Origin of the sequence: Ascidiaceihabitans donghaensis (assembly GCF_900302465.1) — a bacterium.
Lineage (GTDB): Bacteria > Pseudomonadota > Alphaproteobacteria > Rhodobacterales > Rhodobacteraceae > Ascidiaceihabitans > Ascidiaceihabitans donghaensis.
This window is the reverse complement of record NZ_OMOR01000001.1, coordinates 1,086,589-1,110,985: the sequence shown is the minus strand read 5'-3', so window position 1 is coordinate 1,110,985 and position 24,397 is coordinate 1,086,589. Positions and strand designations below refer to the sequence as shown.

24 protein-coding genes are annotated in these 24,397 nt (G+C 55.5%); 5 read left to right on the top strand and 19 right to left on the bottom strand.

Going from position 1 to position 24,397, the window contains the following annotated elements; genetic code table 11:
* Positions 1-90 precede the first annotated feature (90 nt).
* The 7 genes from ASD8599_RS05530 to ASD8599_RS05500 all read right to left on the bottom strand — a co-directional run bounded on the left by ASD8599_RS05530 (position 91) and on the right by ASD8599_RS05500 (position 9,026).
* Positions 91-3,522 (bottom strand): YhaN family protein, encoded by a 3,432-nt coding sequence (locus ASD8599_RS05530; RefSeq protein WP_108827612.1) that lies wholly within the window; start codon positions 3,520-3,522, stop codon positions 91-93.
* Positions 3,522-4,772 (bottom strand): metallophosphoesterase family protein, encoded by a 1,251-nt coding sequence (locus ASD8599_RS05525; RefSeq protein ID WP_108827611.1) that lies wholly within the window; start codon positions 4,770-4,772, stop codon positions 3,522-3,524. Before ASD8599_RS05525 ends, ASD8599_RS05530 begins: the two co-directional genes overlap by 1 nt.
* Before the next feature lie 65 nt (positions 4,773-4,837).
* A complete protein-coding gene (locus tag ASD8599_RS05520; RefSeq protein WP_108830019.1) occupies positions 4,838-5,386 on the bottom strand; it encodes a YaeQ family protein in 549 nt (182 codons plus the stop codon).
* Positions 5,387-5,492: 106 nt separating this feature from the next.
* A complete protein-coding gene (locus tag ASD8599_RS05515) occupies positions 5,493-6,143 on the bottom strand; it encodes a GntR family transcriptional regulator (RefSeq protein ID WP_108827610.1) in 651 nt (216 codons plus the stop codon).
* Complete coding sequence (locus tag ASD8599_RS05510) at positions 6,140-6,457, bottom strand: 2Fe-2S iron-sulfur cluster-binding protein (RefSeq protein ID WP_108827609.1); 318 nt, start codon at positions 6,455-6,457, stop codon at positions 6,140-6,142. The genes ASD8599_RS05515 and ASD8599_RS05510 overlap by 4 nt, the downstream gene beginning before the upstream one ends.
* Positions 6,458-6,469: 12 nt before the next feature.
* Positions 6,470-7,759 (bottom strand): type I glutamate--ammonia ligase, encoded by a 1,290-nt coding sequence (locus ASD8599_RS05505; protein ID WP_108827608.1) that lies wholly within the window; start codon positions 7,757-7,759, stop codon positions 6,470-6,472.
* A 10-nt stretch (positions 7,760-7,769) separates the two neighbouring features.
* Positions 7,770-9,026, bottom strand: coding sequence for a cytochrome P450 (locus ASD8599_RS05500; RefSeq protein WP_108827607.1), 1,257 nt, complete (start codon positions 9,024-9,026; stop codon positions 7,770-7,772).
* 72 nt (positions 9,027-9,098) lie between these two features.
* Between ASD8599_RS05500 and ASD8599_RS05495 the strand changes: the two genes are divergently transcribed.
* Positions 9,099-9,782, top strand: coding sequence for a type 1 glutamine amidotransferase (locus tag ASD8599_RS05495; RefSeq protein ID WP_108827606.1), 684 nt, complete (start codon positions 9,099-9,101; stop codon positions 9,780-9,782).
* 198 nt (positions 9,783-9,980) lie between these two features.
* Complete coding sequence (locus tag ASD8599_RS05490; protein ID WP_108827605.1) at positions 9,981-10,958, top strand: adenosine deaminase; 978 nt, start codon at positions 9,981-9,983, stop codon at positions 10,956-10,958.
* A gap of 9 nt (positions 10,959-10,967) precedes the next feature.
* Here the strand turns inward: ASD8599_RS05490 and ASD8599_RS05485 are convergent, their stop codons facing one another.
* On the bottom strand, positions 10,968-11,927 hold the full coding sequence (locus tag ASD8599_RS05485; protein WP_181364414.1) for an alpha/beta fold hydrolase: 960 nt from the start codon (positions 11,925-11,927) through the stop codon (positions 10,968-10,970).
* Positions 11,928-12,094: 167 nt separating this feature from the next.
* On the opposite strand from ASD8599_RS05485, the gene ASD8599_RS05480 reads away from it, so the two are divergent.
* Positions 12,095-12,838 carry a helix-turn-helix domain-containing protein gene (locus ASD8599_RS05480; RefSeq protein ID WP_108827603.1) on the top strand — a complete coding sequence of 248 codons (744 nt, stop codon included), beginning with the start codon at positions 12,095-12,097 and terminating at the stop codon, positions 12,836-12,838.
* A gap of 19 nt (positions 12,839-12,857) precedes the next feature.
* On the opposite strand, the gene ASD8599_RS05475 is transcribed toward ASD8599_RS05480, so the two are convergent.
* Together ASD8599_RS05475 and ASD8599_RS05470 are read right to left on the bottom strand one after the other, a co-directional pair.
* Positions 12,858-14,174, bottom strand: coding sequence for a cytochrome P450 (locus tag ASD8599_RS05475; RefSeq protein ID WP_108827602.1), 1,317 nt, complete (start codon positions 14,172-14,174; stop codon positions 12,858-12,860).
* Positions 14,164-14,658, bottom strand: coding sequence for a DUF2867 domain-containing protein (locus tag ASD8599_RS05470; protein ID WP_108827601.1), 495 nt, complete (start codon positions 14,656-14,658; stop codon positions 14,164-14,166). Before ASD8599_RS05470 ends, ASD8599_RS05475 begins: the two co-directional genes overlap by 11 nt.
* 90 nt (positions 14,659-14,748) lie before the next feature.
* Here ASD8599_RS05470 and ASD8599_RS05465 point away from each other — a divergent pair, with 90 nt between their 5' ends.
* Positions 14,749-15,579, top strand: coding sequence for a helix-turn-helix domain-containing protein (locus tag ASD8599_RS05465; RefSeq protein ID WP_181364413.1), 831 nt, complete (start codon positions 14,749-14,751; stop codon positions 15,577-15,579).
* Positions 15,580-15,663: 84 nt separating this feature from the next.
* Here the strand turns inward: ASD8599_RS05465 and ASD8599_RS05460 are convergent, their stop codons facing one another.
* The 3 genes from ASD8599_RS05460 to ASD8599_RS05450 form a co-directional block, all read right to left on the bottom strand.
* Entirely contained in the window at positions 15,664-16,128 is a 465-nt protein-coding gene (locus ASD8599_RS05460; protein ID WP_108827599.1) for a nuclear transport factor 2 family protein, read from the bottom strand.
* A gap of 23 nt (positions 16,129-16,151) precedes the next feature.
* The gene (locus tag ASD8599_RS05455) at positions 16,152-18,221 is read right to left on the bottom strand and encodes an FAD-binding oxidoreductase (protein ID WP_108827598.1); all 2,070 of its coding nucleotides are present in this window, start codon (positions 18,219-18,221) and stop codon (positions 16,152-16,154) included.
* Positions 18,222-18,305: 84 nt separating this feature from the next.
* Positions 18,306-18,929 (bottom strand): glutathione S-transferase family protein, encoded by a 624-nt coding sequence (locus tag ASD8599_RS05450; protein ID WP_108827597.1) that lies wholly within the window; start codon positions 18,927-18,929, stop codon positions 18,306-18,308.
* A gap of 117 nt (positions 18,930-19,046) precedes the next feature.
* On the opposite strand from ASD8599_RS05450, the gene ASD8599_RS05445 reads away from it, so the two are divergent.
* A complete protein-coding gene (locus ASD8599_RS05445; protein ID WP_108827596.1) occupies positions 19,047-19,925 on the top strand; it encodes a LysR family transcriptional regulator in 879 nt (292 codons plus the stop codon).
* 73 nt (positions 19,926-19,998) lie between these two features.
* On the opposite strand, the gene ASD8599_RS05440 is transcribed toward ASD8599_RS05445, so the two are convergent.
* The 6 genes from ASD8599_RS05440 to ASD8599_RS05415 are packed head-to-tail and all read right to left on the bottom strand — an operon-like array spanning position 19,999 to position 24,394.
* Complete coding sequence (locus tag ASD8599_RS05440) at positions 19,999-21,111, bottom strand: alpha-hydroxy acid oxidase (protein ID WP_108827595.1); 1,113 nt, start codon at positions 21,109-21,111, stop codon at positions 19,999-20,001.
* Entirely contained in the window at positions 21,111-21,665 is a 555-nt protein-coding gene (gene comE, locus ASD8599_RS05435; RefSeq protein WP_108827594.1) for a sulfopyruvate decarboxylase subunit beta, read from the bottom strand. Before comE ends, ASD8599_RS05440 begins: the two co-directional genes overlap by 1 nt.
* On the bottom strand, positions 21,662-22,168 hold the full coding sequence (gene comD / locus ASD8599_RS05430; protein WP_108827593.1) for a sulfopyruvate decarboxylase subunit alpha: 507 nt from the start codon (positions 22,166-22,168) through the stop codon (positions 21,662-21,664). The genes comE and comD overlap by 4 nt, the downstream gene beginning before the upstream one ends.
* 48 nt (positions 22,169-22,216) lie before the next feature.
* Positions 22,217-22,627: a universal stress protein gene (locus ASD8599_RS05425; RefSeq protein ID WP_108827592.1), complete on the bottom strand. Its 411-nt coding sequence runs from the start codon at positions 22,625-22,627 to the stop codon at positions 22,217-22,219.
* A gap of 28 nt (positions 22,628-22,655) precedes the next feature.
* Positions 22,656-23,636: an alcohol dehydrogenase catalytic domain-containing protein gene (locus ASD8599_RS05420; RefSeq protein WP_108827591.1), complete on the bottom strand. Its 981-nt coding sequence runs from the start codon at positions 23,634-23,636 to the stop codon at positions 22,656-22,658.
* Positions 23,633-24,394, bottom strand: a complete 762-nt coding sequence (locus ASD8599_RS05415; protein WP_108827590.1) for an SDR family NAD(P)-dependent oxidoreductase — start codon at positions 24,392-24,394, stop codon at positions 23,633-23,635. The genes ASD8599_RS05420 and ASD8599_RS05415 overlap by 4 nt, the downstream gene beginning before the upstream one ends.
* Positions 24,395-24,397: the final 3 nt, after the last annotated feature.

Sequence of the window (24,397 nt, the reverse complement as noted above, 5' to 3'; positions counted from 1 at the left end):
GCATTAATATCGTCACTATTCTGAAACGTGGTGTCAATGTCTATGAGACCAAGGTGCAGGTGCGTGTAAATCAAGCGCCCCATTGGGCCCTCAAATTCTATGAATGGTGGGGGGCACTTTGCAGACCTTCAGGGCGATATCCACCACATGCTGGTGATGCGTCAGGTAAATCGCCTGCCCCCGTCGCCCGATGTCTTCCATGACCAGACAGGCAGCACTTGTGCGGCCCTCGTCGAAGGTCTCGAAGATGTCGTCGCAGAAAAACGGCAGGCAATTGCCTTCTTTAACCAGCTGTTCATGTGCGGCCGCCCGCAAGGCAAGATACAATTGAAACCGCGTGCCTTTCGACATTTCAGCAGCTTGTTTCGTCACACCATTTGCGTCCACAGCCAACAGGATTTCCCTGTCTTTTTCCGGTTGTGCGATCAATCGCGTGTAAGCGCCCTGTGTCAGCATGGCAAAACACTTTTCTGTGGCTGCCATCATGCCGCTGCGGTGGGTGTCACGGTAGCGGCGGATCGCTTCATCGGCCAGTCGATGCCCCAACGACAACTCCAGAAATGTGACCGCTGCGTCTTCCAGTTCCAGTTCAAGCGTGGCTTTGCGTTCGTTCAAAACCGCAATATCCGCGTTTCCTGTCACTTGGGCCAAACCGTGTTCCGCCCCAACCCGTATTTCAGTCGCTTTGGTGACACTGGCCTCTGCCGTGACAAGGTCGGCTTCAAGTGTGGCGGCCTCGGCCTGGGTGGTTGCGGGGCTGCTGTCTGATAACAACCGGCGCACCGCATCCATATCCGCACATTCCAGTTCGGCCATCAAATCGCGTTCCAGCTTGGCGCGGGTGCCGCGTTTCTCGATCACGCTTTGCGCCGTTAATGCCGTTTGGCGCAGGTCGGACAGGGTGTGTGTCGGGGCATCTTCGGGAAAGGTCTCGCTTAGAACCGATATGTGGTGCGCAATGTCTTCCAGACACCGCTGCGCGGCCCTATGGTCCTGTTCGGCGCCTTCAATCCTGCCCTTCAGGGTTTCAGCCTGCGCTTGTGTCGTCTGCGATGACACCACAAAAGCCCGCAACGCTGTGAACCGTGCCGCAGCTGTGTCGGCATCGGCCACTTCATATTTTTCGGCAAGGTCTTTCACGGCAATCGAAAATTGCGTTTGATCCGCTTTCATGCGCGTAACACGCGCAGCCACATCATCGCGCTTGTCAGCGATCTGGCGCAGCGCACGCAACGGATCAAGGGACGCCATCAAAGCAGGACCAATGCTCGGCTGCCCAAAATGTGCCACCAATGCCGTATCCCACGCCGTCATCGCCTTTTCCTGAACCATCAGGGCTGTTTCATACAGGGTTTCTCGATCTGCCAAATCCTGCATTACGACCGCCAAACCTTCCTGCGCCTTGGACAGCGCCGACTGCGTTTGCATTTCTGACTTTGCCAGTGCGCGGGCCGCCGACACGGCGCTTTCAAAGGTAGGGTCCTCAAAACTCAAGTGTTCGGACACATCACGCACAAACGCCGCCGCACGGTCCAAAGCAGCGCTATGGGTGTCTTCCAGATGCACCAGTTTTCGCGCATCTTGCGCAGCAACAGCGTGCCGTGCCACCCAATCAGACCATTCATCCGCTGACATCTGTGGCAAACCGATATCCGCGACAGCTGTGGTAACCCGGTCTTCTATATCCTTTTGTTTGGCACGCGCGACGGTCATCCGTGCCTCCGCCTGTTGGGCGCGGGTCTGAGCCTCGGCTTTTGAGTGTATCAGCTGACGCAATTGGCCCAAGTCTTGGGCCTGAAGAAGCCGGTGGTCTTGGGCCGCGTCAAAAGCCTTCATTTGCGCGACAAACGCCTGCGCCGTATCCGCATCCAGCGCCGAAGCATGTGCATCCCATGCAAGGTCCCGCCGCTGTTTCATGGCTTGCGCGTCGCCATCTGCAACAACGCCACCCTTTTTCATGATCTGTTCGATCTGGACCGCATAGGCGGCAACATCGTCTGTATGCTTTTGGTAGGCGGCCTCTTCACTCCGCAGAGTTTGCGAAATCTCAGCGGCTTCACTGGCCCATTCACGGGCTTTGATCTCGCTGATTGAACAGAGTGGTAGACGTTTGAAATGCAGCGCCCCGATCGCCAATGCGTCCAGTGATGTTTGCGCCGTGTTTTTCGCGGCTGACAAAGCTTGCAGTGCAGACGCGTAGGCCGGCGCCAAATGGTCCACATCGTAGCGGCCTAGCACCTCAGCAATCCCGGTCGGGCGCGGCGTTTGGGCGGTCTCATGATCCAAAGCGGCCTGCGCTTGATCACGTCGCGTCTGCAAAGTCGTCAGTTCGCGGGCCTGCCCCCGCGCATCATTGCAAGCTTGCGCCACGGCATCGTGCGCATCATTCAACTGTGTGATCTGGCTGTGTGACAAGATCAGGCTGTCCACTTTGTCACCATCTACAACGCCAAGGTCACGCGCCACTTTCTCAAGTTCGGCATCCAGCGTTTTCACCTCTTGGCTGCGGCGTGTCAGGTCCTGAGACGCAGTGCGATCGCGTGCTGACAAGTCTTCCAAAGCGTTCAATCCAGCGATCAGGTCTTCTAGGTTTTTGACCACCTCAAGCCCGTCCAAACGGGCCGACATATCAGCGATTTCTTTTGTCAGACGGTCTAGGTCTGCGCGTGCCTGTGCGTCATTTGTCATATGCGCCAGCAGCGTTTCAGGATTGAAATCAAGCCGTTCGGGGTAAGCTGCAAATGGCTGCAGTTCGCTTTTCAAAGCATCGATTTCAGCCAAGATCGGAAACGCACGGCCCATCGCAGACACTTGCGCGGATCTTTTGTGCAAAGTGTCCCGCGCGTGCCGTGCTGTGCGTTCGTCTTCGACCGCACTGGCCACATCGCGTTTCAACCCCTTCCACGCATTTGCCGAGACGTCTTTATCGCGGATGTCACGCTCGACCTCGGTCAATGCGCGTTTTAATTCAGCCACGCGCGTCTTGGATCTTCCTTTCCGCCAGATCGCATCCGCATCTTCACGCACGCCTTGCAAAACGGTGCTTAGGTCAGACACCCCTGCGGCCGCGGAAAACAACAACCGTCCAATATCACCGCTGGCCTTGGTGATTTCCTCGCCACCGCTTTCCAATGTTGCATCGTCCAGACATAGCAATTTTTGGTAATCGTCTTTGGACAGCCCCGCCAAGTGGGATGACAGCGCCGCTTCCGGCAAAACGCTGCCGTGTTCGTCCACGAGGGTGCCGCTTTTCTTTGGCAAACGTGTGAAATGACGGGTTTGACCGTCAATTTCCACCATTCCCGACACTTGCAGGTTCTTGCGCAGGTGCTTGAATTGATAGCCCTCATTATTGGGAAACCCGTACAGCAAACGCAAAGCGCCTTCCATCGTTGTGGTTTTCCCTGCCTCGTTGGGGCCATAGATGATGTGAAAATCCGGGTTTTCCGTCACCGCACCAAAATCGAAACTTTGATCGGTGAAATGCCCGAAACGGTCCAAAGACAGCTTGCGAAACCGCATCAGCCCACCGACCCTTTCATGCGGGCCAAAACACGCGCCGCACCATTGGACGCGGAGGTCGTAACCAACGCATCCGCGCTAGCTTCGTCCGGCAACAACCGCGCACGCACAGAAGCGGGCATATCACCCAAAATTGCGTCTATTTCGCCCCGTGCTGCGTGTATAAACCCTTGTTCCGCCTGCACTGTGTCCATGGTTTCACCCAGCTCAACCGTGGCGTTTGCAGCGCTTTGATGACCATCAGACAGGGCGATCGCGGGGGCCGCAATGTCAAAGACCACCTTGTCGATCCAAAGCACATCTGTGTCGCGGGCCATATCATCAATCTGTGCGCGCCAAACGTCTTGGTCACGCAATATTTGCCAATGCAAGGCAGTCGTACCCGTTAGCGCCAATCGCACCACACAAGCGGGGCTTTCGCAGTTTTGCGCAATGGTCTGTAAATGCATCCGCAAGGTGGTGCGCAATGCGTCTTCCGTTTCGCAATCACTGACATCCACCGCGCTTTGGGCAAATTCCACTTCGCTGGTGCGGACCGCGTCGACACGGATCGCGCCGTCTTGAATGGTCAAAAGACTGGCAGACTTTGGCCCGGCTTCTCCGATGTCACGCCCCTGCGGCATACCCGGCATCACAACCCAAGGGGCTTCGGCATGTACCTGTCTTTTGTGGACATGCCCCAAAGCCCAATAGTCAAAGTTCATCGCAAGCAAATCACCAAGAGCACAGGGCGCGTACACGTCATGGCCCGCAACCCCCGCCAAAGACGTGTGCATCAGCGCAATATTTACAGCCTGTGGCACGGGTTCCGGAAACTTCGGCAACAGACTGTCGGGGGCGTGGCGATCGGCAAAGCTGACCCCATGCACCCAAATATCGTCGCCCAAAGGAACTTTGCCGCCCCGTGCATCAAAAACATGCACATTGTCCGGCAAGTCCAACCCGCCAGTGATCGGGTTTTCAGCGTCATGGTTGCCTTTGATGTAGAACACGGCAATGCCCGCCGTGCGCAACCGGTCCAGTTGCCCGACCAAAAACGCAGCCGTGCGCGCGCTACGCTGCTTTCCGTCGAACAGATCGCCTGCAATCAGCAGGGCCGCCACGCGTTCCGTCACCGCAACATCTACGATCCGTGAAAAGGCCGTGCGTGTCGCCCCTTCGACCAATTGGCGCAACTCGGGGTTTCGCAAAGCCAATGACTTGAGCGGAGAGTCGAGATGGACATCAGCTGTGTGCAGTATTTTGATCAACGCGGTTCCCTTTGCCAAACCTTGTCACCGCAACCTCCAAAGCTCAAGCAAAGCGAAGTCCGAATTCAAGACTTAGCGGCTTTCCATGCAAAGGGCGTCACGTAGACGATGTTTTCACCCACACTGACCATCACATCGCCGTCTTGCACATTCACTTGCACTTTCATCGTGCGATCCGCCAATTTGGCCAATTCGGTGGTCTCATCTTGCGTAAAACTGACCACGGAAAGATTTTCGAACCGTGTGGTGCTGTTTTGGATCTTGGACCACCACATTTCGGCCGGGTTGCCGCCGTAGGCATAAATAATCACCTGTTTGGCTTTGCCGCAGGACTGCCGCACAATCTTTTCGCTGGGAAGACCCAATGTAATCCACGTCTCTAGCTCTCCGCTCAGGCTTTTTTGCCAGATGTCAGGTTCATCGTCCGAAGAAAGCCCCTTGGTCATTTCCAACTGTTCGTGAGCGTTCAGAGCAAATGCCAAGACGCGCACCATCATGCGTTCATCCGTCTCGGACGGATGCTTGGCCACAGTCAGTTTATGGGTTTCATAATAATGGCGGTCCATATCACTGACAGACAGTTCGACTTTGTAGATGGTGGCCTTTTGCGCCATACTTTTCCCCAAGGTTGCCAAGTCAAGAATGCCTAATGGGTCTGCGCGAAATCCGAAAGCAGATAAAGCGATGTGCATGGGCCGGAACCGCGCCTCGTGAGGGCGTTCACCCCAATGCCGTCAACAAATCCATCGCTGTGATTTGGCCAAAGTGGACGTGGCTTTGCATGGCTGTTTCCGCCTCAGCGCTTTGACGGTCAAGGATCAGCTGCGCGATGTGGCGGTGTTCTTGCGCGGAAGCTTCTATGACACCATTATATTTGTACCGCGCACGGTAATACGCCATCAATTTTCGCGCATTCGACTTGACCAACTCTGTCAAAAACGTATTGCCAGCGGCTTCGGCGATGGTGCCGTGGAACATCAGATTCAATTGGTAGTACCCGTCAGGATCACCGTCACCTTTTGTCGCCGAATGGGCATCACAGGCGGCGACAGAGGCCTCCAGGGCTTTGCCGCTTGCCGCAGACAGCCGCCGCGCAGCCAGACCTGCGGCTTGCCCTTCAAGACCCGCGTGAATTTCCAGAATACTCAGAAACTCTTCGATTGTGGGTCGGAAAACATAGGCACCCTTGCGCGGTTGCCGCTGAATGAGCCCATGCGCTTCCAGCTTTATCAGGGCCTCGCGCAACGGTGTGCGCGAGATTTCCAAAGTCGCAATCAGCGCGTCTTCATCAATCAAATCACCGGGGTTCAGCACTCCGGTGTCGATATGATGCAGGATCGTTTCCGTCACTGATTTTTGCGGCTGCTTCATTCCGTGTCGGGCACTGTCAATTTGATGCCGTCAAGCGCTGGCGACATCACGATCTGGCAAGACAAACGGCTGGAGGCCACCCGCTCTGTTTCGGTCACGTCAAGCATAGCATCCTCAAAATCGCTCATATCGCCCGTTTTGTCCAACCACTGCGGGTCCACGATGATGTGACATGTCGCACATGACAAACAGCCACCGCATTCGCCTACAACGCCCGCGATATTATTTGCAACAGCTGCTTCCATCAGATTGGTGCCTTCCGCGACATCCGCCGTGGCGATATGGCCGTCTGGTAGGGTCCAGGTTACGTTCATAGGTTTGCCCCTTTAGATGTAATGAATGTAGAAATCGCGCAAAGCCGCATCATCAAGGGATGCCGTCTTTTCCACCTCGGCACGGCGCATAAAGACATGGTTATCCACCAGACCCTGCCCCACAGCACCACCCAAGGCGCTGTCTGCTTCCAGATCATCCATTGCGTTGTTCAAATCAGCTGCAACACCGTCGCTGGCATCTGTCGTTTCAAACCCGTCGCCTGTTTCCCGCGCCGGCAACGGATAGCTTTCCGTAACCCCCAGACGGGCGGCCTGCAAAACAGCCGCCACAGCTGAATAGGGATTGGCAGAGGCATCTGCCATTCGGTGTTCAAGGCGTGTCTTGGCCCCGCCTTCTTCCGTCACGCGAGTTGTCACATTGCGGTGGTCCCCGCCCCAGTTTTTCCAGTATCCAGACAGGCTTGCCGGTTGCAGACGCTTGTAGGACAAGGCCGTCGGGGCCAGCAGACCCGCAAGCCCTTTGTGGTGGTGCACAAGGCCCGAAATGCACCCCTTCGCCAAATCGCTTAGGTGATCAGGTCCGCTTTTCCCGTTTTGAGGCAAGGCGTTGTTGCCGTTCTGGTCTTCAAAAGAAAAATTGATGTGCATGCCGGACCCGCCAGCCTCTGCAATCGGCTTGGGCAGGAAACTAAGGACAATTCCAAAGCCCAGCGCGACTTCGCGGGCCAGTTGGCGAAACAACACAATGTCGTCCACCGCTTGCAAAGCGTTGTCAAAGGACAGCGTGTATTCAAATTGCGGGGCATCATATTCCGCCGTGATCATATCCAGCCGGAAGCCAAGTTTCGTAGCAGCCTCCCAGATGGCATCGTTGACGCCCAAAGGATCGGTCCCAGGGCCTGTGCCGTAAACCACAGCCCCCGGCGCCTGATACGGCACCAGTGCCCCGTCTGCATCCTTTTGAAAGGCAAAAGCTTCCAGTTCGATCCCGACCATTGGCGTCAAACCATCTTCCGCCCACGCCGCAACCGCGCGTTTCAAGGCGCCACGCCCGCACATCGCCAAGGGTGTGCCATCTGTGCCATACAGATCGCCAATGACGATTTTTGTACCGCTTTGCCAGCTGTCTCGGATGTCGTCCGCCTGCCAGCGCAGTTCCATGTCGGGCAACCCTTCCATCATCATAGATCCGGGTGACGGCAAAAGGTCTTTGTCGAAATGTACGCCAAACGTAGACCGGCAGAAATTGGTGCTGCTGGTCGCGATTTTGGAGGCAGGTAAATACTTGCCACGCAGCAAGCTAAGGTGGTCGCAGAACACTGCGCGCAAACGGTCGGTCATATGGGGTTCCCTATTCAAGTTGGACAGTCACTGGCAGGGTTTTGATCCCGCTCACAAAATTGGACCGCAGAAATTGGATATCTCCGGCCGGTTCGATAGATTTGATGCGTTTGGCGAGCTCTTGAAACAAAATGCGCACCTCAAGTCGCGCAAGCCACATGCCCAAACAGACGTGCGGCCCGCCTTGCCCAAACGCCACATGCTTGTTGGGGGTTCTTGCAAGGTTAACACGGAACGGATCATCAAAGGCCGCGTCATCGCGGTTGCCCGAGATAAACCAATACACAACTTTGTCGCCCGCTTTGACCGTTTTGCCGTGCATCTCGAAATCACGGGTCGCTGTGCGCCGGAAATATGTGGCAGGCGACGCCCACCGGATGATCTCATCCGGTGCCGTATCCAGCACAGACCCTTCTTTGATCTGCCCCAAAAGCTCGGGCTGTTGGCACAAGGCATGAATGCCCGCGGCCAGTGAATACCGCGTTGTGTCATTTCCCGCGGCCACCAACAGACAAAAGAAGTTCTTGAATTCACGCTCATTGATACATTTGCCGTCAGGTCCCGGCTGACGGATCATGTGCAGAATGCCGCTGGTGTCTCCCGCGGCAGCTTTGCGCGCCATAAGCGTGTCTGCGTATTGGTACAGTTCGGCGCCCGCTGGCGAATTGAAGGGCATCAGGCGAAACTCATCGGTTTCCAGCTTGTCCATGACGTGGTCGGTAAAATCGGGGTCGGTATTCGCCATAAGCGCGTCGCCCTTGTCCACAAGCCACGGCAAGTCTTCGTCGGGCGTGCCCAGGATGCGGCCCAGCATACGCATGGGCAGTTCGCGGGCGATCTTTTTGGTGGCATCAAATGTTCCGGTTTGCAGCGCCTCATCCAGAATATCGACACAAAGGTCGCGAATTTGACCCTCGAACCCTGAAATGACCTGTTTTGAAAAAGCTTTGGCGACTTTCACACGCGTGGACATATGTTCCGGCGGATCTGTTTCCTGAAATGTGCGACGGGCCAGATATTCCTCTTCGGATTGGTCTTCAATCCGGATGCCACGCGCCGATGACAGCAGGTCGCTTTGACGGTTCAGCTGTAAAATATCTGCATGGCGCGTAACGGACCAAAACCCTTTGCCCCCGTCCCATTCCGTCCAATGCAATGGATCATCCCGGCGCAATCGCGCAAATGTATTGTGGGGTGCGCCCTGCACAAACGCGTCGTGATCCGTCAGGTCCGCGTGGCCGTCATCGTTAGGTGTCCAAATTGTCATACGCACGCTCATATAGTTGACCAACTTATAAATATATTTATATATTGTCCAAAATATGTAAAGAAGTTTCTCATGCACCTTGCCATCCTGATGACAAACACAGACGAAACCCCATTTGCGGACAAACATCCGCGCGATGGTGAAAAGTTCCAGACTTTGCTGCACGAAGTGCGTCCCACGTGGACATTCGAGGTGTTCGGCGTGAAAGATGGCGTTTTTCCAGACAACATCAGCCGCTTTGACGGCTTTGTCATCACAGGCAGCCCCGCGTCAGTGCGCGATGGCGATCCGTGGATTGATCAGTTGGCAGTGGTGATCCGCACGATCATAGCCCAGCGCAAACCCGTGTACGGGGCTTGCTTTGGACATCAGGCTATCGCTGCCGCTTTGGGGGCAAAGATCGACTACAATCCCGACGGGTGGGTCCTTGGCACGGTGGAAACCATCCTGACGGACAACTCTGCCCCCCACCTGATCTATGGCGCACACAAAGAACAAGTAACGACGCTGCCGCATGGGGCGAAGGTTATCGCGAAGACGCCGGGTTGCCCGATTGCGGGATTTGCAATCGACAATCACGTGCTGACAACACAGTATCACCCTGAAATGACAGACGATTTCATCGCGGCCTTGGTCGAGGAGATGGAAAAAGATTTGCCAACAGAAACCATCGATGCCGCCCGCGCGACGCTTGAACGACCAGCTGACAGGTTGACAGCCGCTCAGCAAATCGTGGGCTTTTTTGAGGGCCAATAGGCATCCAGACTAGATCACCTTAGGCGACATGCCCGCAACCATTCCAATCCAAGGAAGACGCATAGGCGCCAATTGTACAAAATACGCGAACATCTGCTACGATGTACTGACTATACCGGCCTGCCGCTTTGCCCGCGTTTGAGCACGTCCAATCCCCCTTTCCTGCCCTGCAGTGCGCACATCGAAAGATACACCACCATGTTCCAGACCCTGCCAAAGATTGAATTGCACACCCACCTTGAAGGTTGCGCACCTCCGTCTTTCATTCAGCAACTTGCGTCAGAGAAAAACATCGACATCGCCAAAATCTTCGCAGCCGACGGTGGATACGCTTTCGAAAATTTCGATCACTTTCTTCAGGTTTACGAGGCAGCTTGCACGACGTTGCAAACACCCGAAGACTTTCGCCGGCTGACGTTTGCAGTTCTGGAAGAAACCGCCAAACATGGTGTCGTTTACATGGAGACGTTTGTATCCCCTGACTTTTGTGGCGGGGGCGACCTTGTGGCATGGCGGGACTATGTCGCGGCAATGGAAGACGCCGCAACGGAAGCGGAAATGCGGTTCGGGATCACTTTGCGCGGGATTGTTACAGGCATTCGCCACTTCGGGCACGAAAGCTGTATTCCGGCCGCACACTGCGCCGCCGACACCTTCGGAAGTTTCATAACCGGTTATGGCATGGCTGGCGGCGAGATGGTTGGCCGGCCAGCCGACTATACAAGAAGCTTTGACATCGCGCGGGACGCAGGCATGCCACTGACCTGCCACGCGGGCGAATGGGGCGGCGCTGCAATGGTGGCTGAAACCATCAAGCACCTCAAAGTCGCGCGTATCGGGCACGGCATCGGTGCCATTGATGATCCCGCATTGGTTCAGCATATCGCAGAAACCGGCATTGTGCTTGAGGTATGCCCCGGATCAAACGTCGTCCTGAATGCGGTGTCCGGCTGGGATGCGCACCCGATCGTGAAACTGCGCGACGCCGGTGTGAAAGTGACCGTTTCAACAGACGATCCACCGTTCTTCCACACCACAATGAGCTACGAATACGAAATGCTGTCCAAGACATTTGGCTGGACCCAAGCCGATTTTGATGCCGTCACCGAAACGGCCCTGAATGCAGCGTTCTGCGATGATCAAACACGCCAGCGGGTTGCCGCTCGGCTCGGCTGACAACCCGCCCTATTTGGAAAGACCATGTGGCGTGACGGATTGTAGAAAATCCAGATACGCCGTGGCAACTTTTTCCGTTTGATCCAACATAGGAAGATGCCCGCATCCTTCCAATGTCACCAAGGTGCTGGCCTGCAATGCAGCATCCAAGACCTGCGCCCCGCTGATGTGAAAAATCCTGTCCGGGTTACACCAGATTACCAACGTATCCATCGCCAAATCGGGTGCAATATCCAGAACGGTTGGCACATCGGATTGATTGTGAACGATGTCCCACACGCGGGCATTTTGGTCCCCACGCGCCACTTCGCTTTGCATCCAGCTGTTTAAAATCGGCCCCGGCAAATAGGGCATTTGGGGGGAAAGCCATGCGTTGCGCTGGTGAAAATCGTCTTCGGATTGCACAAGCAACGGTATTTCGCCTTGTGCCAACGCCTTGTCCATATCGCTAGGGATGGGGGTTGGAACCCCAAGGGGACTGCCGACAAAAGCAAGGCTGGAAAAAATATCCGGCCTGTTTTGTGCCAGCAGGACCGACGCATAGGCCCCCATCGAATTTGCGGCCACATGCGCGTCCACCAAACCCAGACCATCAAAGAACCGGGACAGGTTGTCGCTTTGTCGATCCAGCAGATACTCACCGTCCGCCAAAGCCGCATTGTCGCCGAACCCCGGAAGATCAAGCGCAATGACGTGATAATCGTCGACCAGATGGCGGGCAAGATCGACCCAATGCTCTTTGCGGGCATAGATACCGTGGACCAAGACAATCGTTTGCCCCTGACCGCCTTCCAGATAGTGGATGTCGCCTATTTCCGTTGCCAGCGTTTTGTCGGCCAGCCCCGCAGACATGTTGTTCAACTGGATCAGCACAGATGCCGTCCGCTGCGGTAGAACCACCCAAAAGAAGACACCACAGCCTACAAGTGCAACAACCGCACCCAGCGCGATGCGTATGATACGCTTCATAAGTTTTCCATTCAGTTTAAGTGTAAACTGATAGTGTCTTCCCATATGTGGCCCATTTATGACTTGAAGAAACGTGCAAGAAAGTGTCGTGATCCGGTATCTATCCTTGTACGTTAAGCACCTTGCACCAAACACAGGTGTCGCACCCGAATTCTGAAACCACGCCTATGCCTTTCACAACCCACAGTTTTCACAATCATCTGTTTGCCTTTGACGAAGGCGGCCTTGGGATGCATGAAAATCTGATGCCATGCGTTATCGTCGGAAAACAGCATCCGGTGATTGTGTCGAATGACACGCAGCAAATCGAAGCAGAAATTGTGTGCATAACGCCTGGTCTTGCCCACCGTGTGGCTGTCCGAAGGGGCGGTGCGGATATCATCTATCTGGATGGTGTCGATCTGGCACAATCCAAGGCACCATTCTGTCCATTGTCTTCGGATTGGTGCGCCCTGCCCGCAGCCTTCGAACAGCACGACCATCACAGCGTGTCAGAATTTCGGGCACTGTTGGATGCAAGTTCGGGGCCGCGTGACCAAAGTGTCATGCAGATTGTCAGCCGTCTGTATGACGACCCGTTTACGCGACTGTCACAAATGGACCTTGCGCAGGCGCTGAACCTTGAGCGATCACAAGCGTTGCGACACTTTAAGGCCACAACCGGTCAGACATTTCGGAAGTTCAAAATCTGGGCTGGAATTGTCGCGGCCACACGCATGGCCATGGGCGGCACCCAAATCGGGCATGCAGGCGTTGAGGCAGGCTTTTCTGACGCAGCGCATCTGACACGAACAGCCAGCAGTGTTTTTGGGACAACACCGACAAAAGGGCTATCTGGTTTGATCGGCATGCAAACTTTGATTGGGACAGGTTCCTGTGGTGCGCATCGTGCCTGCCCCGAATACAGGTGAACCCCACTGTTTTCGCACTCTAAATTCTCTGAATTCCTATTTCAAAAGGCGCGGGCACGATAAACGGTTTTTGTTCCATTTCCGGTAAGCTTTCTTGTTGAGCGACCACTTTATGGCCACGCAGAATTCCGACCACAATCGCCATCAATTGCTGCATGGCCATACCCTGAGCCACGCAATTTCGTGCCCCATGTCCAAAAGGTACAAAATTCGGCGAGCGCATCAACGAACCATCCAAAAACCTGGCAGGATCAAAGGCTTCCGCGTTTTCGAAAACACGCGGATCGTGATGCATATTATAAAATGAATTGAAGATATATGTGCCTTTGGGAAGCTTGTGTCCCGCAACGTCTACGTCACGGTTCAAAACCCGCGGTTGGTTGGCGGGCGCCGGTGGTCGCATGCGCAGAACTTCAGCAATTGTTGCTTTCAGCAATGGGCTGTCGTGAAGATCAGAGGCCTGTGATCCGATATTGGCAACTTCGGTTCGAATGTCGTCTTGGACGGTCGGATAATGCGCCAGAAAAGCCAAAACCCAAGCTGCGGCAGCCGCAATATTGTCCTGCGCCCCCATCAGCAAGCCCACAAGAATAGTCAGCATTTCCTCGTCCGTTGAGGTGATGAAATCCCCGTTCACATAATGATCCATCAATCCGTCATTGGGCGTGTTCGAACGCCGCAAATCATCAATGGCGTTTTGAACAATCGGGAAAACCTCATTTTTCCTGCGGGTCAATTCGCGGCGCCACGGGGCTTGCATCCAATCGGGACGCGCAAACAATTGCGCTGATTCCGCGTTGAACCGGTCAGCAGCGGCTTGGCTAAAGGCGATTTGGATGTCGGCCTCGTCCAAAGAGACTTCGCGCCCCAAGATCCCGCGGCTTGACGTCAGTGCTGCCAACCGCCTCGCCACCGTCATTGCGTCACTCGGGCCCGCGCCTAAACCAGATACATATTTGTCTGTGACGGCCACTTGCCCTGCACAAGACGCTTCCACCGCGCTGCGTGAAAACAAGCTGTTTGCTTCTTTTCTTTTGGTGCGCCACGCGTCCCCATGCGCTGTCGCAACACTTGGGCCTGCGGCATATAAAAACGTCTGAATCTGGGACGGGGATTTTCCAAGTGCATCGGCGTTGCGCACAAACAAATCCCTGTTCGCCGCGCTGTCGCTGACAAACGCAAAATTCACCGCACCGCCAAGTGCGCGCCAATGCACAAGATCGCCATGGCGCGCTTGCACTTTGGACAAGGTTCCAACGTAGTCATCCGGCAATTCCTTCAAAAAGCGCGCAAATGACCAACCAAAGCTGTTTCCAGTGATGACTTTAAAGCGCATTTTTCAAAACCGATTTGACGATGACACGATGAAAAGGCGCAACAACGGCGATATAAAACCGGCCCATTGCGTTGTGACGGTCCACCAAAGTTGTGGCCCGCAGTAAAGATGCCCGGTCGGCTGCCTCGCGGTCGACAACGATCCTAAAATCCAGATGGCGATCATCGAAGCCAAGCACAATACGGTCTTTTGTTTCGTCCAGAACCGGAAAAATATCGATACAATCTGCAGTGCCTTGCGCGTCATCCATTCCGTCAGACTTCAAACCAAACGGCACAACCAGAATGTTACGTATGGCTAAAAGCCACCGCGCCCATCGTGGCATTGATCCGATTGTCTGTTCCGCCAGTTGTCTCATGTCAGAAAAAACACGCAGCGTTTCGATTTCAAACGCATCGGCCCAATTTGCAGTTGGCAAAACAGGGTTCGGCAATCGCGGTTCAACTTCAACAGGGTAATTCTTTGGCGGGGATGTGTACGGCATGTGTAGACCTCTTGTGTGTTGCAAATGATCTGGCACAGCCGCGGCATAATCTATAGAACGATGGCGTCATATTTGTGGAAAGGCGTTTCAATGGCGTCGAATTGCCAGCTTATTTTACCACCCGGATCGCTATCCAGCTGTATCGCCGGCTGCATCGTGCGTGACACACGCAATGTGCAGTTGTCCGATGCAGATCGGGTCAACTACTTTCCCGCGTCCCCCCTGTATTCGGTTTCGATGTTCTTTGAAGGTCAGTTGCATTTGGCCGAAGGTATCCTTCCGCTTGAGCAACTCAAACAACAGCCCCTTGCCCCACGAACACTGTTCTTGCCGCCACAAAGCAAACCGCAAATGAGTTGGAGCGCGGGGCCGGTTTTGGCCGCTACAGTCACCTTCTTTCCCGACGCTTGGCAGCAATTGGGTGGCACATTGGACGCTGTACCATCGACGCGCATTAAACACGCCCTTTCGCCTTTGGCTGTCCCGCCCCTTGAAGCTGCATGGCCCAAGTTCTGGCAGGAAATGGCGCACAGCTGGGTTGACACAAAAGGCAACGGTGAACCGTTTGACCGGACTGCTCCCGATATGCTCAAAGACTGGATGTATCACCTGATGATCCAACTTGCGCAAACCGGGGCCGGACGCAGCCTTCGATCCATGCAACGACGCCTTCAACGACGCACAGGGCTAAGCAAACAAACTTTGGATTTCTTTGCCAAGCTGGAAGACGTCCATCGCCTGATTTCGCAAGATCCGCAGTCCACTCCGGCCGAAGTTGCCGCTGACGCAGGGTTTGCAGATCAGTCCCACATGGGGCGCGCCCTAAAGCGTGCGACGGGGTTTTCCCCCGTCACCCTGAACCAAAAGATCGCATCCGAAGAACCCTTTTGGTGTTACCGGTTGCTGGGCGAACGGTTTTGAACGGCCTGTTCTGCTTTCCAGACCACATACCCTATACCCAAAGAAAATCTGAAGGCCGGTCCAGTCTATCGCCCGAATGCGCGATCAAAGCCCCAAATCAGACAGGCCCGGATGGTCATCGGGTCGTCGTCCCAAAGGCCAATGGAACAGACGGTCTTCTTCGCGGATCGGCAAATCATTGATGCTGGCGTGACGGTTCTGCATCAAGCCGTCCTCGGCGAATTCCCAGTTTTCGTTTCCATATGACCGGAACCAATTGCCGCTGTCATCGCGCCATTCATAGGCATAGCGCACCGCGATCCGGTTGTCGGTAAAGGCCCACAGCTCTTTGATCAGGCGGTATTCATTTTCTCGCACCCATTTGCCTGACAAAAATGCTTCGGCCTCATCGCGATTGGTCACAAAATCCGCGCGGTTGCGCCATTTGGTATCAAGCGTATAGGCGGTCGCAACCTTGGACGCATCGCGGCTGTTCCAACCGTCTTCGGCAAGGCGTACCTTTTGAATTGCGGTTTCACGGGTAAATGGCGGCAAAGGGGGGCGTGACATTTGAATAGTCCTTCCATGTAAGTTCAAAGATCAAGAATGAGGGTGTCAGTGCCTTCGGCAGGAACCGCGCAGCACAGCAGCACTTCGTCGTCCGCGTGTGTGGCGGTCACAGCGGTACGGTATGCAACGCGGCCCGATAGCTTTTTGGTCAGGCAACTGCCGCATGATCCGTTTCTGCAGGAAAACGGTGGCGTGATACCCTGCGTTTCTGCAGTTTCCAGCAAGGTCGCGCCGCCTTTTTCCCACCCCCGCTTTTGACCTGATTTGGCAAAGGTGATCACCGCTGCGTCTGCTTCAGGGTTCGGCGCAAACGTGGCCGTTCCTGCGTCGGCACGACGTGTCAGGGTTGCGGGCCCAAATGCTTCTGCAAAGATACGCGCGTCCCACGCACCAAGATCGCGCAACGCGTCATAAACGGCCTGCATAAAGGCCGGCGGACCACATAGGAAAAAGTCGTAGTCATCAAATGATAGCCGGCTTTTTATCAAGTCCGGCGTGATGTAGCCGCTGGCGTCGAAATCAATGCCTTGGATCTCATCGTCCTTAGGCGTGCCGACGATCGACACATATTTGATCTTTCCGTCGCTTTGCATCTCGGCTGCGCGGAACGCGTCCAAAAAGGCGCGTTGGTCGGTGGATTGTGCCGCATGAAACACAGTCAGCGGGCGGGTGTAGCGTTTTCGCACGCCTTCATTCAGTACATGCCGCGTCATGGACATCATCGGCGTGACCCCGACACCACCAGCAAACAGAACCGCTGGGCGTTTGTCCAAGGCGTCGATGTAGAAGGTACCCTTTGGTGCTTTCGCCTCGATCACATCGCCGATCTGAAGCCTGTTGTGCAGGTCATTGGACACCACACCACCGGGTTCGCGTTTGACGGAAATGCGGTAGCCGTCATCACCGGGGGCCGAGGACACTGTGTATGTTCTGAACTGCGGGCCTGCATCTTGCGGGGTCACGCGGATGGTCAAAAACTGGCCCGCTTGGAACAAAGGAAGCGGTTGCTTGTCTGCGGCCTCGAATGTGAAAGACCGGATGACGCTGCTTTCGTCTTTTATCGCGACGACACGCAAGGGCCGCCACGTGTTTCGCGCAGCATCAGCCGTCTGGCGGGCGTCTGCCTTGGCCCAGCTGTCGGCCATCAGACTGTTGGGCGACCATTCGGTGAAATCCGCTCGAAACGGCAGAGCGTCATAAATCCGAAGGCCATGATCAAGGGTGAAGCGCCAACCGCGTTCCGCCCCTTTGAAGCCCGCAAGCTCGGGTGCATCCGCATCCAAAACCTCTGTTGTGCCAGTCAACATCAACACATCACCAGTGCTGAAGTCCGGAAACAGCAGGCCCGCCTTGGGGTTCACAAGGAAATTGCCCAATGTGTTGAAGAAGTTATTACCCGAGAAGTCGGGAACAAGGATCGTGTTGCCCTCAACCTTGAGAAACCCGGACTGACCACCACGATGTGACACGTCGACACCATTTGCCATCGGATTTTCCGCCACATCCGATGAACTGGCCACATAGAATGAATTGGCCTGCCCGATGAAAGCCTGTGCCGCGGCATCCATGTCTACGAATGTATCAGTGGGTGGCCTGTCGACTGCGGCATGCACCTTCCGCACAAACTGAATATCTCGGGTCTGGATGTACTGGGGGCAGTTGCCAAACGATTGTACAACGTCAAGTGACATGCCTTTTTCAGCGGTTGTCTTTACGGTCGCGTTCATCCGGTTGCGGCGACGCGTGGACAATTCGATCCCAAGCAACCCGACAGGCGATCCAGTCACCAGATTTGCACGCAGCGGATCGTCATCCAGTGGTTGAGCATCAAGATCAAGACGCGTGTCGGTAGGCGACGTGATAAAGTTCGAACCACCTGTCAGCATCGACGCCCAAGGCCACCCATCACCATCAACACTGCCCACCAGAATAAACGGGATCTGTTCATAGAATGCACGGTGCTGGTCCGGCATGTACGGGCGGATGGCGGTCTTGCCAATTGCTTCCATGGACCTCAGCAAACCTGCGCGGTCCTGCATTTCGCGTTCACCCTTATGAAAAGGGGAAGACGGGTTCGATGTCGCAACATTCATGGCATGCCTCGTTGGCGAAGAAAATAAAGGGAGGCGCGCCTGACCGCGGAGATAGACAGTCAGGCCCGCAATGCGCAAAACCGTCTATGCGGCGCTTAGGCCAACGGCTGTTGTCGGCATCGGAACAAATCCGTCCAACGCTTCGATGTTGGCCAACAGACGGCGCACATTCGCGTAGGGGTCAAGCGAAACGTCCCCCTCCGGTGCGTGCGCTGTGTAACTGTAGATCGCAACATCCGCGATTGTTGGCGCGTCGCCCACCAACCATTCGCGCCCGTTCAGATGTGCATCCAGCTTTCCCAAAACCTTCGCGGCCGTTGCATGGGTAAAATCCTTGTCGAGCGGGGCCTTGAAGACATTGATCAGCCGCGCAGCAGCAGGTCCAAAAGCCAATTCTCCAGCAGCCAAAGTCAGGAACTTTTGCACTTCCGCTTCGCCAACCGGATCGTTGGGAATGTAGGACGGGGCGTATTTACGCGCCAGATAGACCAGAATGGCGTTGCTGTCGCTGATCACTGTTTCACCATCTTCGATCATTGGCACTTGTCCGGCGGGGTTTTTGGCAAGGTAGGCATCTGATTTGTGGGCACCCGCGCCAAGGTCCACATTGATGATTTCGTGGTGGATGCCCGCAAGACCTGCGAACAAAATCACGCGGTGGGCGTGACCGGACAAGGGAAAGCTGTGAATACGAATTGCGTTGGACATATGATGTTCCTCTTGTGGGGCCAGAGGATGTCTCCGGCGATGCGGAAAGAGATAGCTTGAACGGATGTTGGCGATAATATACCCAATTGTAGATTATTTATGAACGAGGCGTAGATAGTGGACACCATTGCCGGAATGAAGACCTTTGCAGCTGTTGCTGCCCATGCGTCCTTTACGGAAGGGGCACGTCAGGTCGGGATCAGCACCAAATTGGCCAGCAAATACATCGGCCAGTTAGAGGAGCGCCTGAACGCCCAATTGTTTAACCGCACCACCAGAAGCGTCACCCTGACAGACACCGGACGGTCCTATTATGATCGGTGTCTGCCATTGCTTGAGCAATTTGACGAACTGGAAGGGTTGGTTCAACAACGTCAGTCAGAGCTGGCAGGTCGCATTCGCATCACTGCACCAACGGGGTATGGATCATCGCAGCTGGTTCATTTGTTAAAACCCTTCCAAACCGCAAATCCGAAGGTGTCTATCGAGCTTCATTTATCTGATGCCCATGTTTCGCTGATCGAGGAAGGTCACGACCTTGCAGTGCGTTTTGGTGCACTGAAGGATTCAAGCCTTGTTGCACGCAAGCTCATGGATATGCGCATCGTGTGCTGTGCCGCGCCAGAGTATCTGGAAACGCACGGTCACCCAAACGAACCCGCCGCATTGACCACGCACAATTGCCTTTTGCAAACAACGTCGTCTCATATTGATCAATGGGAATTTCAAGGGCCCCAAAAAATCTACAATGTCGCCGTATCGGGAAACTTTCGCGCCAATTCACCGCGTGCAGTTGCCAATATGGCGGCTGATGGTCTCGGCATTGGTCGGGTGCCTCTTTACACCGCGCAACCTTTTCTGGACGCGGGACGGCTTCAATTGTTATTTGAAGCGGAAGAAGCAAAGGTTTTGGGGCTGTATGCTGTCTATCCGCCAAGCCGCCATCTGACTGCACGAATTCGCGCAGTTATAGATCACTTGGCTGCCCAATTCTGATCACAGCATCCCAAAGGCGGCATGCAATTTTTTCCGCTGATTTGCGACGTTGACCTAAACCGCACACAGAGCTTCAACTACGGTCAAGCCCGGCATTGGCGACAAGCTGCGATTGTCCTGTCTGTGCCATTGCGATGCTCATTTCATCGCTCAGAACCGCCCAAAGCCGGTGCAGGCCCGCCTCCCCCCCAGCTGCGATGGCGAACTGTAAGATACGGCCCAAAAACACAAAATCGGCGCCTTGGTGCATGGCGCGCATAACGTCTTCGCCGGACCTTATGCCACTGTCGAAGAACAACGGATATTCGGGGCCAACCTTTGCGCGTATCTGCGGCAGGATGTCGATTGGGGCTGGCGCGCTTTCCAGCTGGCGCGCACCGTGGCTGGACACTTGGATGCCATCGACGCCAGCGGCTTTTAGGCCTGCTGCGTCCTCCACGTCCAACACCCCTTTGACCACTAACTTTCCGGGCCACATGTCACGCAATTTGGCCAGCGTGTCCCATGTCGCCCGCGCCCGGCTTTCGGTGCGGTCAAAATCATAGCCGTCCATCTCGAAGTTGGCCATTTGGGGTTTGCCAGCGGCCAGCTGCGTCAACGACCATCGCGGATGCAGGGCAAAGTCGATGAACTGGCGCGGGCCAATCGCAAACGGCATTTTGAAACCGTGCCGCAATTCGCGCGGGCGGCGACCGACCTCGGGCACGTCCACGGTCAAAACGAGGGTTGTGTAACCCGCAGCCTTGGCCCGCTCGACCAGTTTGAAGGTGCCAACCCCGTCACCAGAGAAATAGAGCTGGAACCAAGCGTTCCCTTCGGCCACGTCGATGATTTGCTCAAGGGGTGTGGACGCCACGGTCGACACACCATGCGGCACTTTGTATTTCGCGGCCAGACGGGCCAGCATCAGATCGGCCTCCGGCGCACTTAAGTTGCACATGCCCATGGGCGCGATGCCAAAAGGGCGCTGGGCCTGCGTTCCAAACAAAGACGTACTTAGGTCTCGGGATGAAACGTCACGCAAAATCCGGGGCCGCAACGTCAGGGCATCAAGGGCAGCACGATTGCGCGCTGCCCCTGTTTCACGTCCGGCAGAGCCATCAATGTAGTCAAACACCATCCACGGCAGGCGACGCTTTGCAATCAGCCGTGCGTCCTCGGCACTATGGATGGCATTGACAGACATTAGGCTTTTACGGCTTCCATAAAGCGGTGGCGGATGACAACCGGGTCCAGTGTGATGACGGGCAGCTTGATGTTTCCGCTGTCACATTTGCACACGATGATGGTCATCTGGTCGCTGTCCACGGCCTCTTGCAGAACGGGCGCAAGGTCTTTGTCCTGCACCTCGATCACGTTTTCACAGCCACAGGCTCGCGCCACATCGGTTAGGTTGGTTTTCATACCCGCATAGGTCGGCTGATCTCCGGTTGATCCATAAGATCCGTTGTCGATGATCAACAGCGTGTAGTTGCCTGTCGCATTGTTGGCGATTGTGGGCAACGTGCCGAGGTTGGTCAAAACAGAACCGTCCCCGTCGATCGAGATCACCGGCTTGTCTTGCGACAGCGCCAGACCAAAGCCGATGGAAGACGACAAGCCCATCGTGCCAAGCATGTAAAAGTTGCGTTCGTTGTCGTCGATCATATGCAGCTCTTGGCTGGGCAGACCGATGTTGCACACGACAAGGTGAGGGTTCAGAATCGGGGCGATTTCTTTGAGAATTTCAGAACGGATCATTGGTCGCCATAGCCTCCCCAGAAGTTGGCGTCGGTCAGGATCGCCACAGGTTTGTTGCACATGAATGTGTATTTCAGGATGTTGTCGAATTCTTTGACATCATCTTTCCAGTGGAAGTGATAAGTCGGGATGTTGAGCTGCGCCAACAATGCCTTTGTGTGCACGGCCATTTCAACCTGACAGGCCACGGGTTCGCGCAACTCGCCACGGTAGGAAATGATCATCGGCAGCGGCATCCGGTAGAATTGTGTAAGCGTTGCCAACGTATTGATCGTCACACCGATTGCGGTGTTCTGCATGATGATGGCAGGGCGTTTGCCGCCCATAAAGGCACCGGCACACAGCCCCATGCCTTCGTCTTCTTTGTTTGAAGGAATATGGAAAATCTCGTCGCGCGCCTCGACCTCTTCGATCACACCAGCCAGCTGTTTGCATGGCACGGTAGTCACGAATGAGACGTCATTTGCGACAAGATCGTCCACGATCTTCTTGTCGATATTCATAAGAGAAAAGCCTTTCTGATTGGGTAGAAAAAATCGAAGATGCCTGCGTCAGGTGCTGCGATACACATGCACAGCGCAGGGCGCATGCCGCACAACACGCGCGGCCGTGGAGCCCAGCAAATAGTCGCTGAACCCCGGTTTGTGTGATCCCATGACGATGCAATCCACACTGTGTTCGGATGCATAATCAATGATGGAGCGATAGGTATGTCCCACCACCATCTCGGCCTTCACGCCGTTCAGGTGTTCGGTTTTTGCCTGCAATTCGGCCTTTGCCCGCGCAAGTCCTTCTTGTTTGACTTCGTCATCGACATAGGCCTGAACCGATCCTTGTGGCGCCTCGTAAACATGCAGGGCAACAATCTCGCCAGAGCCGCCGGTCAGGGCTTTGGCAATCTCCAAAGTGCCTTTGGACACACCGTGGTCAAGCGCCATGGGAACAAGGATTTTTTGATACACGGGGAAATCTCCGGTTGGGCCGTCGTTGTTAAGACCAAGGGTCCAAAATGATTTTTGGCGTCGCAACCTTGCCTGCACGCAGATCGGCAAAAGCGCTTGCCCCGTCAGCCAAGGCGCGGGTTTGGGTCCAGTCCAACGGGCCAAGACGCCCGTCGAAAAGGGCCGCAGCCGTGTCGCGGAAGTCAACGGCGGTGTAGGTATAGGTGCCGATAAAGGTGATTTCTTGCAAAGTCGCGCGGCGCACATCAAACCCAGGATTGTCATCCCCCAAGCCCACATGCGCGATGACGCCCCCCGGCTGCACAAGGCTGGACGCAGAGGCACGCGTGACCCCGAAGCCAACCGCGTCGATCACGATAGGAAAACTCTGATCGGTTGACGCAACCGCAGTCTGCCCCGCTTGATCATGCAAAAAGGCACATCTGGAGGGATCAGGTTCAACGATTGTCACATCGTCCAGCCCCATCGCCTTAAGCGCAAGGGAAGCCGCCAAACCAATGGCCCCCCCGCCGATGACCAACGCACGACGTTCCATCGACAGGTGCAGCGCTTCAAGCGCCAATCGGGCCGCATGCCAACTAACGGCCAATGGTTCCGCCAATGCTGCTTTTTCCAGCGGCACATGATCCGGCACTTCGACCAGATTGGACATTGGCATCGCCACATATTGCGCAAACGCGCCTTCGCGCGGCATCATCGAAATGATCTGCCGATCAGGGCACAGGTTTTCGCGCCCTGCCTTGCAAGCGGGGCAAACACCGCAGGTCACCAGCGGGTTTACAGTAACGCGCATGCCGTCATGTGTGCCACCTTTGATCGTTCCAGCTGCCTCGTGTCCCAGAATTAGCGGCGCAGGACGCCGTGCATCGTGGCCGAGATAGGCGTGCATATCTGACCCGCAGATGCCGACCGCCTCAACCTTGATCAGATGCTCGCCCGTCTGCGGCACAGCATCCGGCACATCCGTGAAACCCAGCGTTTCAACACCTTGATAAACCAGCGCTTTCATTTTGCGGTGAACCCCCCGTCAACCATAAGAACCTGCCCTGTGACAAAGGCCGACGCATCCGAGCACAAAAACAGGATCGGACCGTCCATGTCTTCCATCGTGCCGTTGCGACCCACACAAGTCTGCGCGGCATTTCGATCCGCACGTGCCGGATCGTCAAAAACCGCCGCCGTCAGCTCTGTCGGGAAAAAACCCGGTCCGATGGCATTTGTGTTGATCCCTTGGGGGGACCACGCCTCGGCCATGGCGCGGGTCAACTGGCTGATGCCGCCTTTGGTCGCGCCGTAGGAAATGCCACCGGGGAAGGCCCGTGTGCTTTGCAATGACGCAAAATTCACGATGCGCCCCCAGCCTTTCGCTTGCATCGCAGGTACAAAGGCTTGCGACAAAAAGAACGGCGCAGACAGGTTCAGGGCAATTGTTTGATCCCAGCCCTCTGGTGTCACATCATCCGCCGCTTGCCGCGTGTTGACACCCGCCGCATGGATCAGAATGTCCGGTGCGCCAAAGGGGGCAGAAACATCACCAACCAGTTGCGCGTGGCTTTCGCGGTTTGCCACATCGGCCACGACCCCCGCAGCCTTGGGACCGATTTCAGCGCAAAGGCTGTCCAAAGCCTCTGCACGTCTTGCAATACCCACAACCGAAGCCCCCGCCGCAGCCAGCGTGATCGCTGCACGACGTCCAAGGCCCGAACTGGCGCCTGTGATACAGGCAACCTTGCCAGACAGATCAAAAAGAGTGTCGGTGTCGGTCACGTC

What these genes read in the sequence shown, in the direction of transcription:
- ASD8599_RS05510 (WP_108827609.1), bottom strand. Translation starts at nt 6,457, where the DNA reads ATGAACGTAACCTGGACCCTACCAGACGGCCATATCGCCACGGCGGAT.
- comD (WP_108827593.1), bottom strand. Translation starts at nt 22,168, where the DNA reads ATGAATATCGACAAGAAGATCGTGGACGATCTTGTCGCAAATGACGTC.
- ASD8599_RS05485 (WP_181364414.1), bottom strand. Translation starts at nt 11,927, where the DNA reads ATGAAGCGTATCATACGCATCGCGCTGGGTGCGGTTGTTGCACTTGTA.
- ASD8599_RS05520 (WP_108830019.1), bottom strand. Translation starts at nt 5,386, where the DNA reads ATGGCGCAAAAGGCCACCATCTACAAAGTCGAACTGTCTGTCAGTGAT.
- ASD8599_RS05420 (WP_108827591.1), bottom strand. Translation starts at nt 23,636, where the DNA reads ATGAAAGCGCTGGTTTATCAAGGTGTTGAAACGCTGGGTTTCACGGAT.
- ASD8599_RS05500 (WP_108827607.1), bottom strand. Translation starts at nt 9,026, where the DNA reads ATGACAATTTGGACACCTAACGATGACGGCCACGCGGACCTGACGGAT.
- ASD8599_RS05480 (WP_108827603.1), top strand. Translation starts at nt 12,095, where the DNA reads ATGCCTTTCACAACCCACAGTTTTCACAATCATCTGTTTGCCTTTGAC.
- ASD8599_RS05490 (WP_108827605.1), top strand. Translation starts at nt 9,981, where the DNA reads ATGTTCCAGACCCTGCCAAAGATTGAATTGCACACCCACCTTGAAGGT.
- ASD8599_RS05450 (WP_108827597.1), bottom strand. Translation starts at nt 18,929, where the DNA reads ATGTCCAACGCAATTCGTATTCACAGCTTTCCCTTGTCCGGTCACGCC.
- ASD8599_RS05440 (WP_108827595.1), bottom strand. Translation starts at nt 21,111, where the DNA reads ATGTCTGTCAATGCCATCCATAGTGCCGAGGACGCACGGCTGATTGCA.
- ASD8599_RS05475 (WP_108827602.1), bottom strand. Translation starts at nt 14,174, where the DNA reads ATGCGCTTTAAAGTCATCACTGGAAACAGCTTTGGTTGGTCATTTGCG.
- ASD8599_RS05455 (WP_108827598.1), bottom strand. Translation starts at nt 18,221, where the DNA reads ATGAATGTTGCGACATCGAACCCGTCTTCCCCTTTTCATAAGGGTGAA.
- ASD8599_RS05530 (WP_108827612.1), bottom strand. Translation starts at nt 3,522, where the DNA reads ATGCGGTTTCGCAAGCTGTCTTTGGACCGTTTCGGGCATTTCACCGAT.
- ASD8599_RS05505 (WP_108827608.1), bottom strand. Translation starts at nt 7,759, where the DNA reads ATGACCGACCGTTTGCGCGCAGTGTTCTGCGACCACCTTAGCTTGCTG.
- ASD8599_RS05465 (WP_181364413.1), top strand. Translation starts at nt 14,749, where the DNA reads ATGGCGTCGAATTGCCAGCTTATTTTACCACCCGGATCGCTATCCAGC.
- ASD8599_RS05460 (WP_108827599.1), bottom strand. Translation starts at nt 16,128, where the DNA reads ATGTCACGCCCCCCTTTGCCGCCATTTACCCGTGAAACCGCAATTCAA.
- comE (WP_108827594.1), bottom strand. Translation starts at nt 21,665, where the DNA reads ATGATCCGTTCTGAAATTCTCAAAGAAATCGCCCCGATTCTGAACCCT.
- ASD8599_RS05470 (WP_108827601.1), bottom strand. Translation starts at nt 14,658, where the DNA reads ATGCCGTACACATCCCCGCCAAAGAATTACCCTGTTGAAGTTGAACCG.
- ASD8599_RS05495 (WP_108827606.1), top strand. Translation starts at nt 9,099, where the DNA reads ATGCACCTTGCCATCCTGATGACAAACACAGACGAAACCCCATTTGCG.
- ASD8599_RS05515 (WP_108827610.1), bottom strand. Translation starts at nt 6,143, where the DNA reads ATGAAGCAGCCGCAAAAATCAGTGACGGAAACGATCCTGCATCATATC.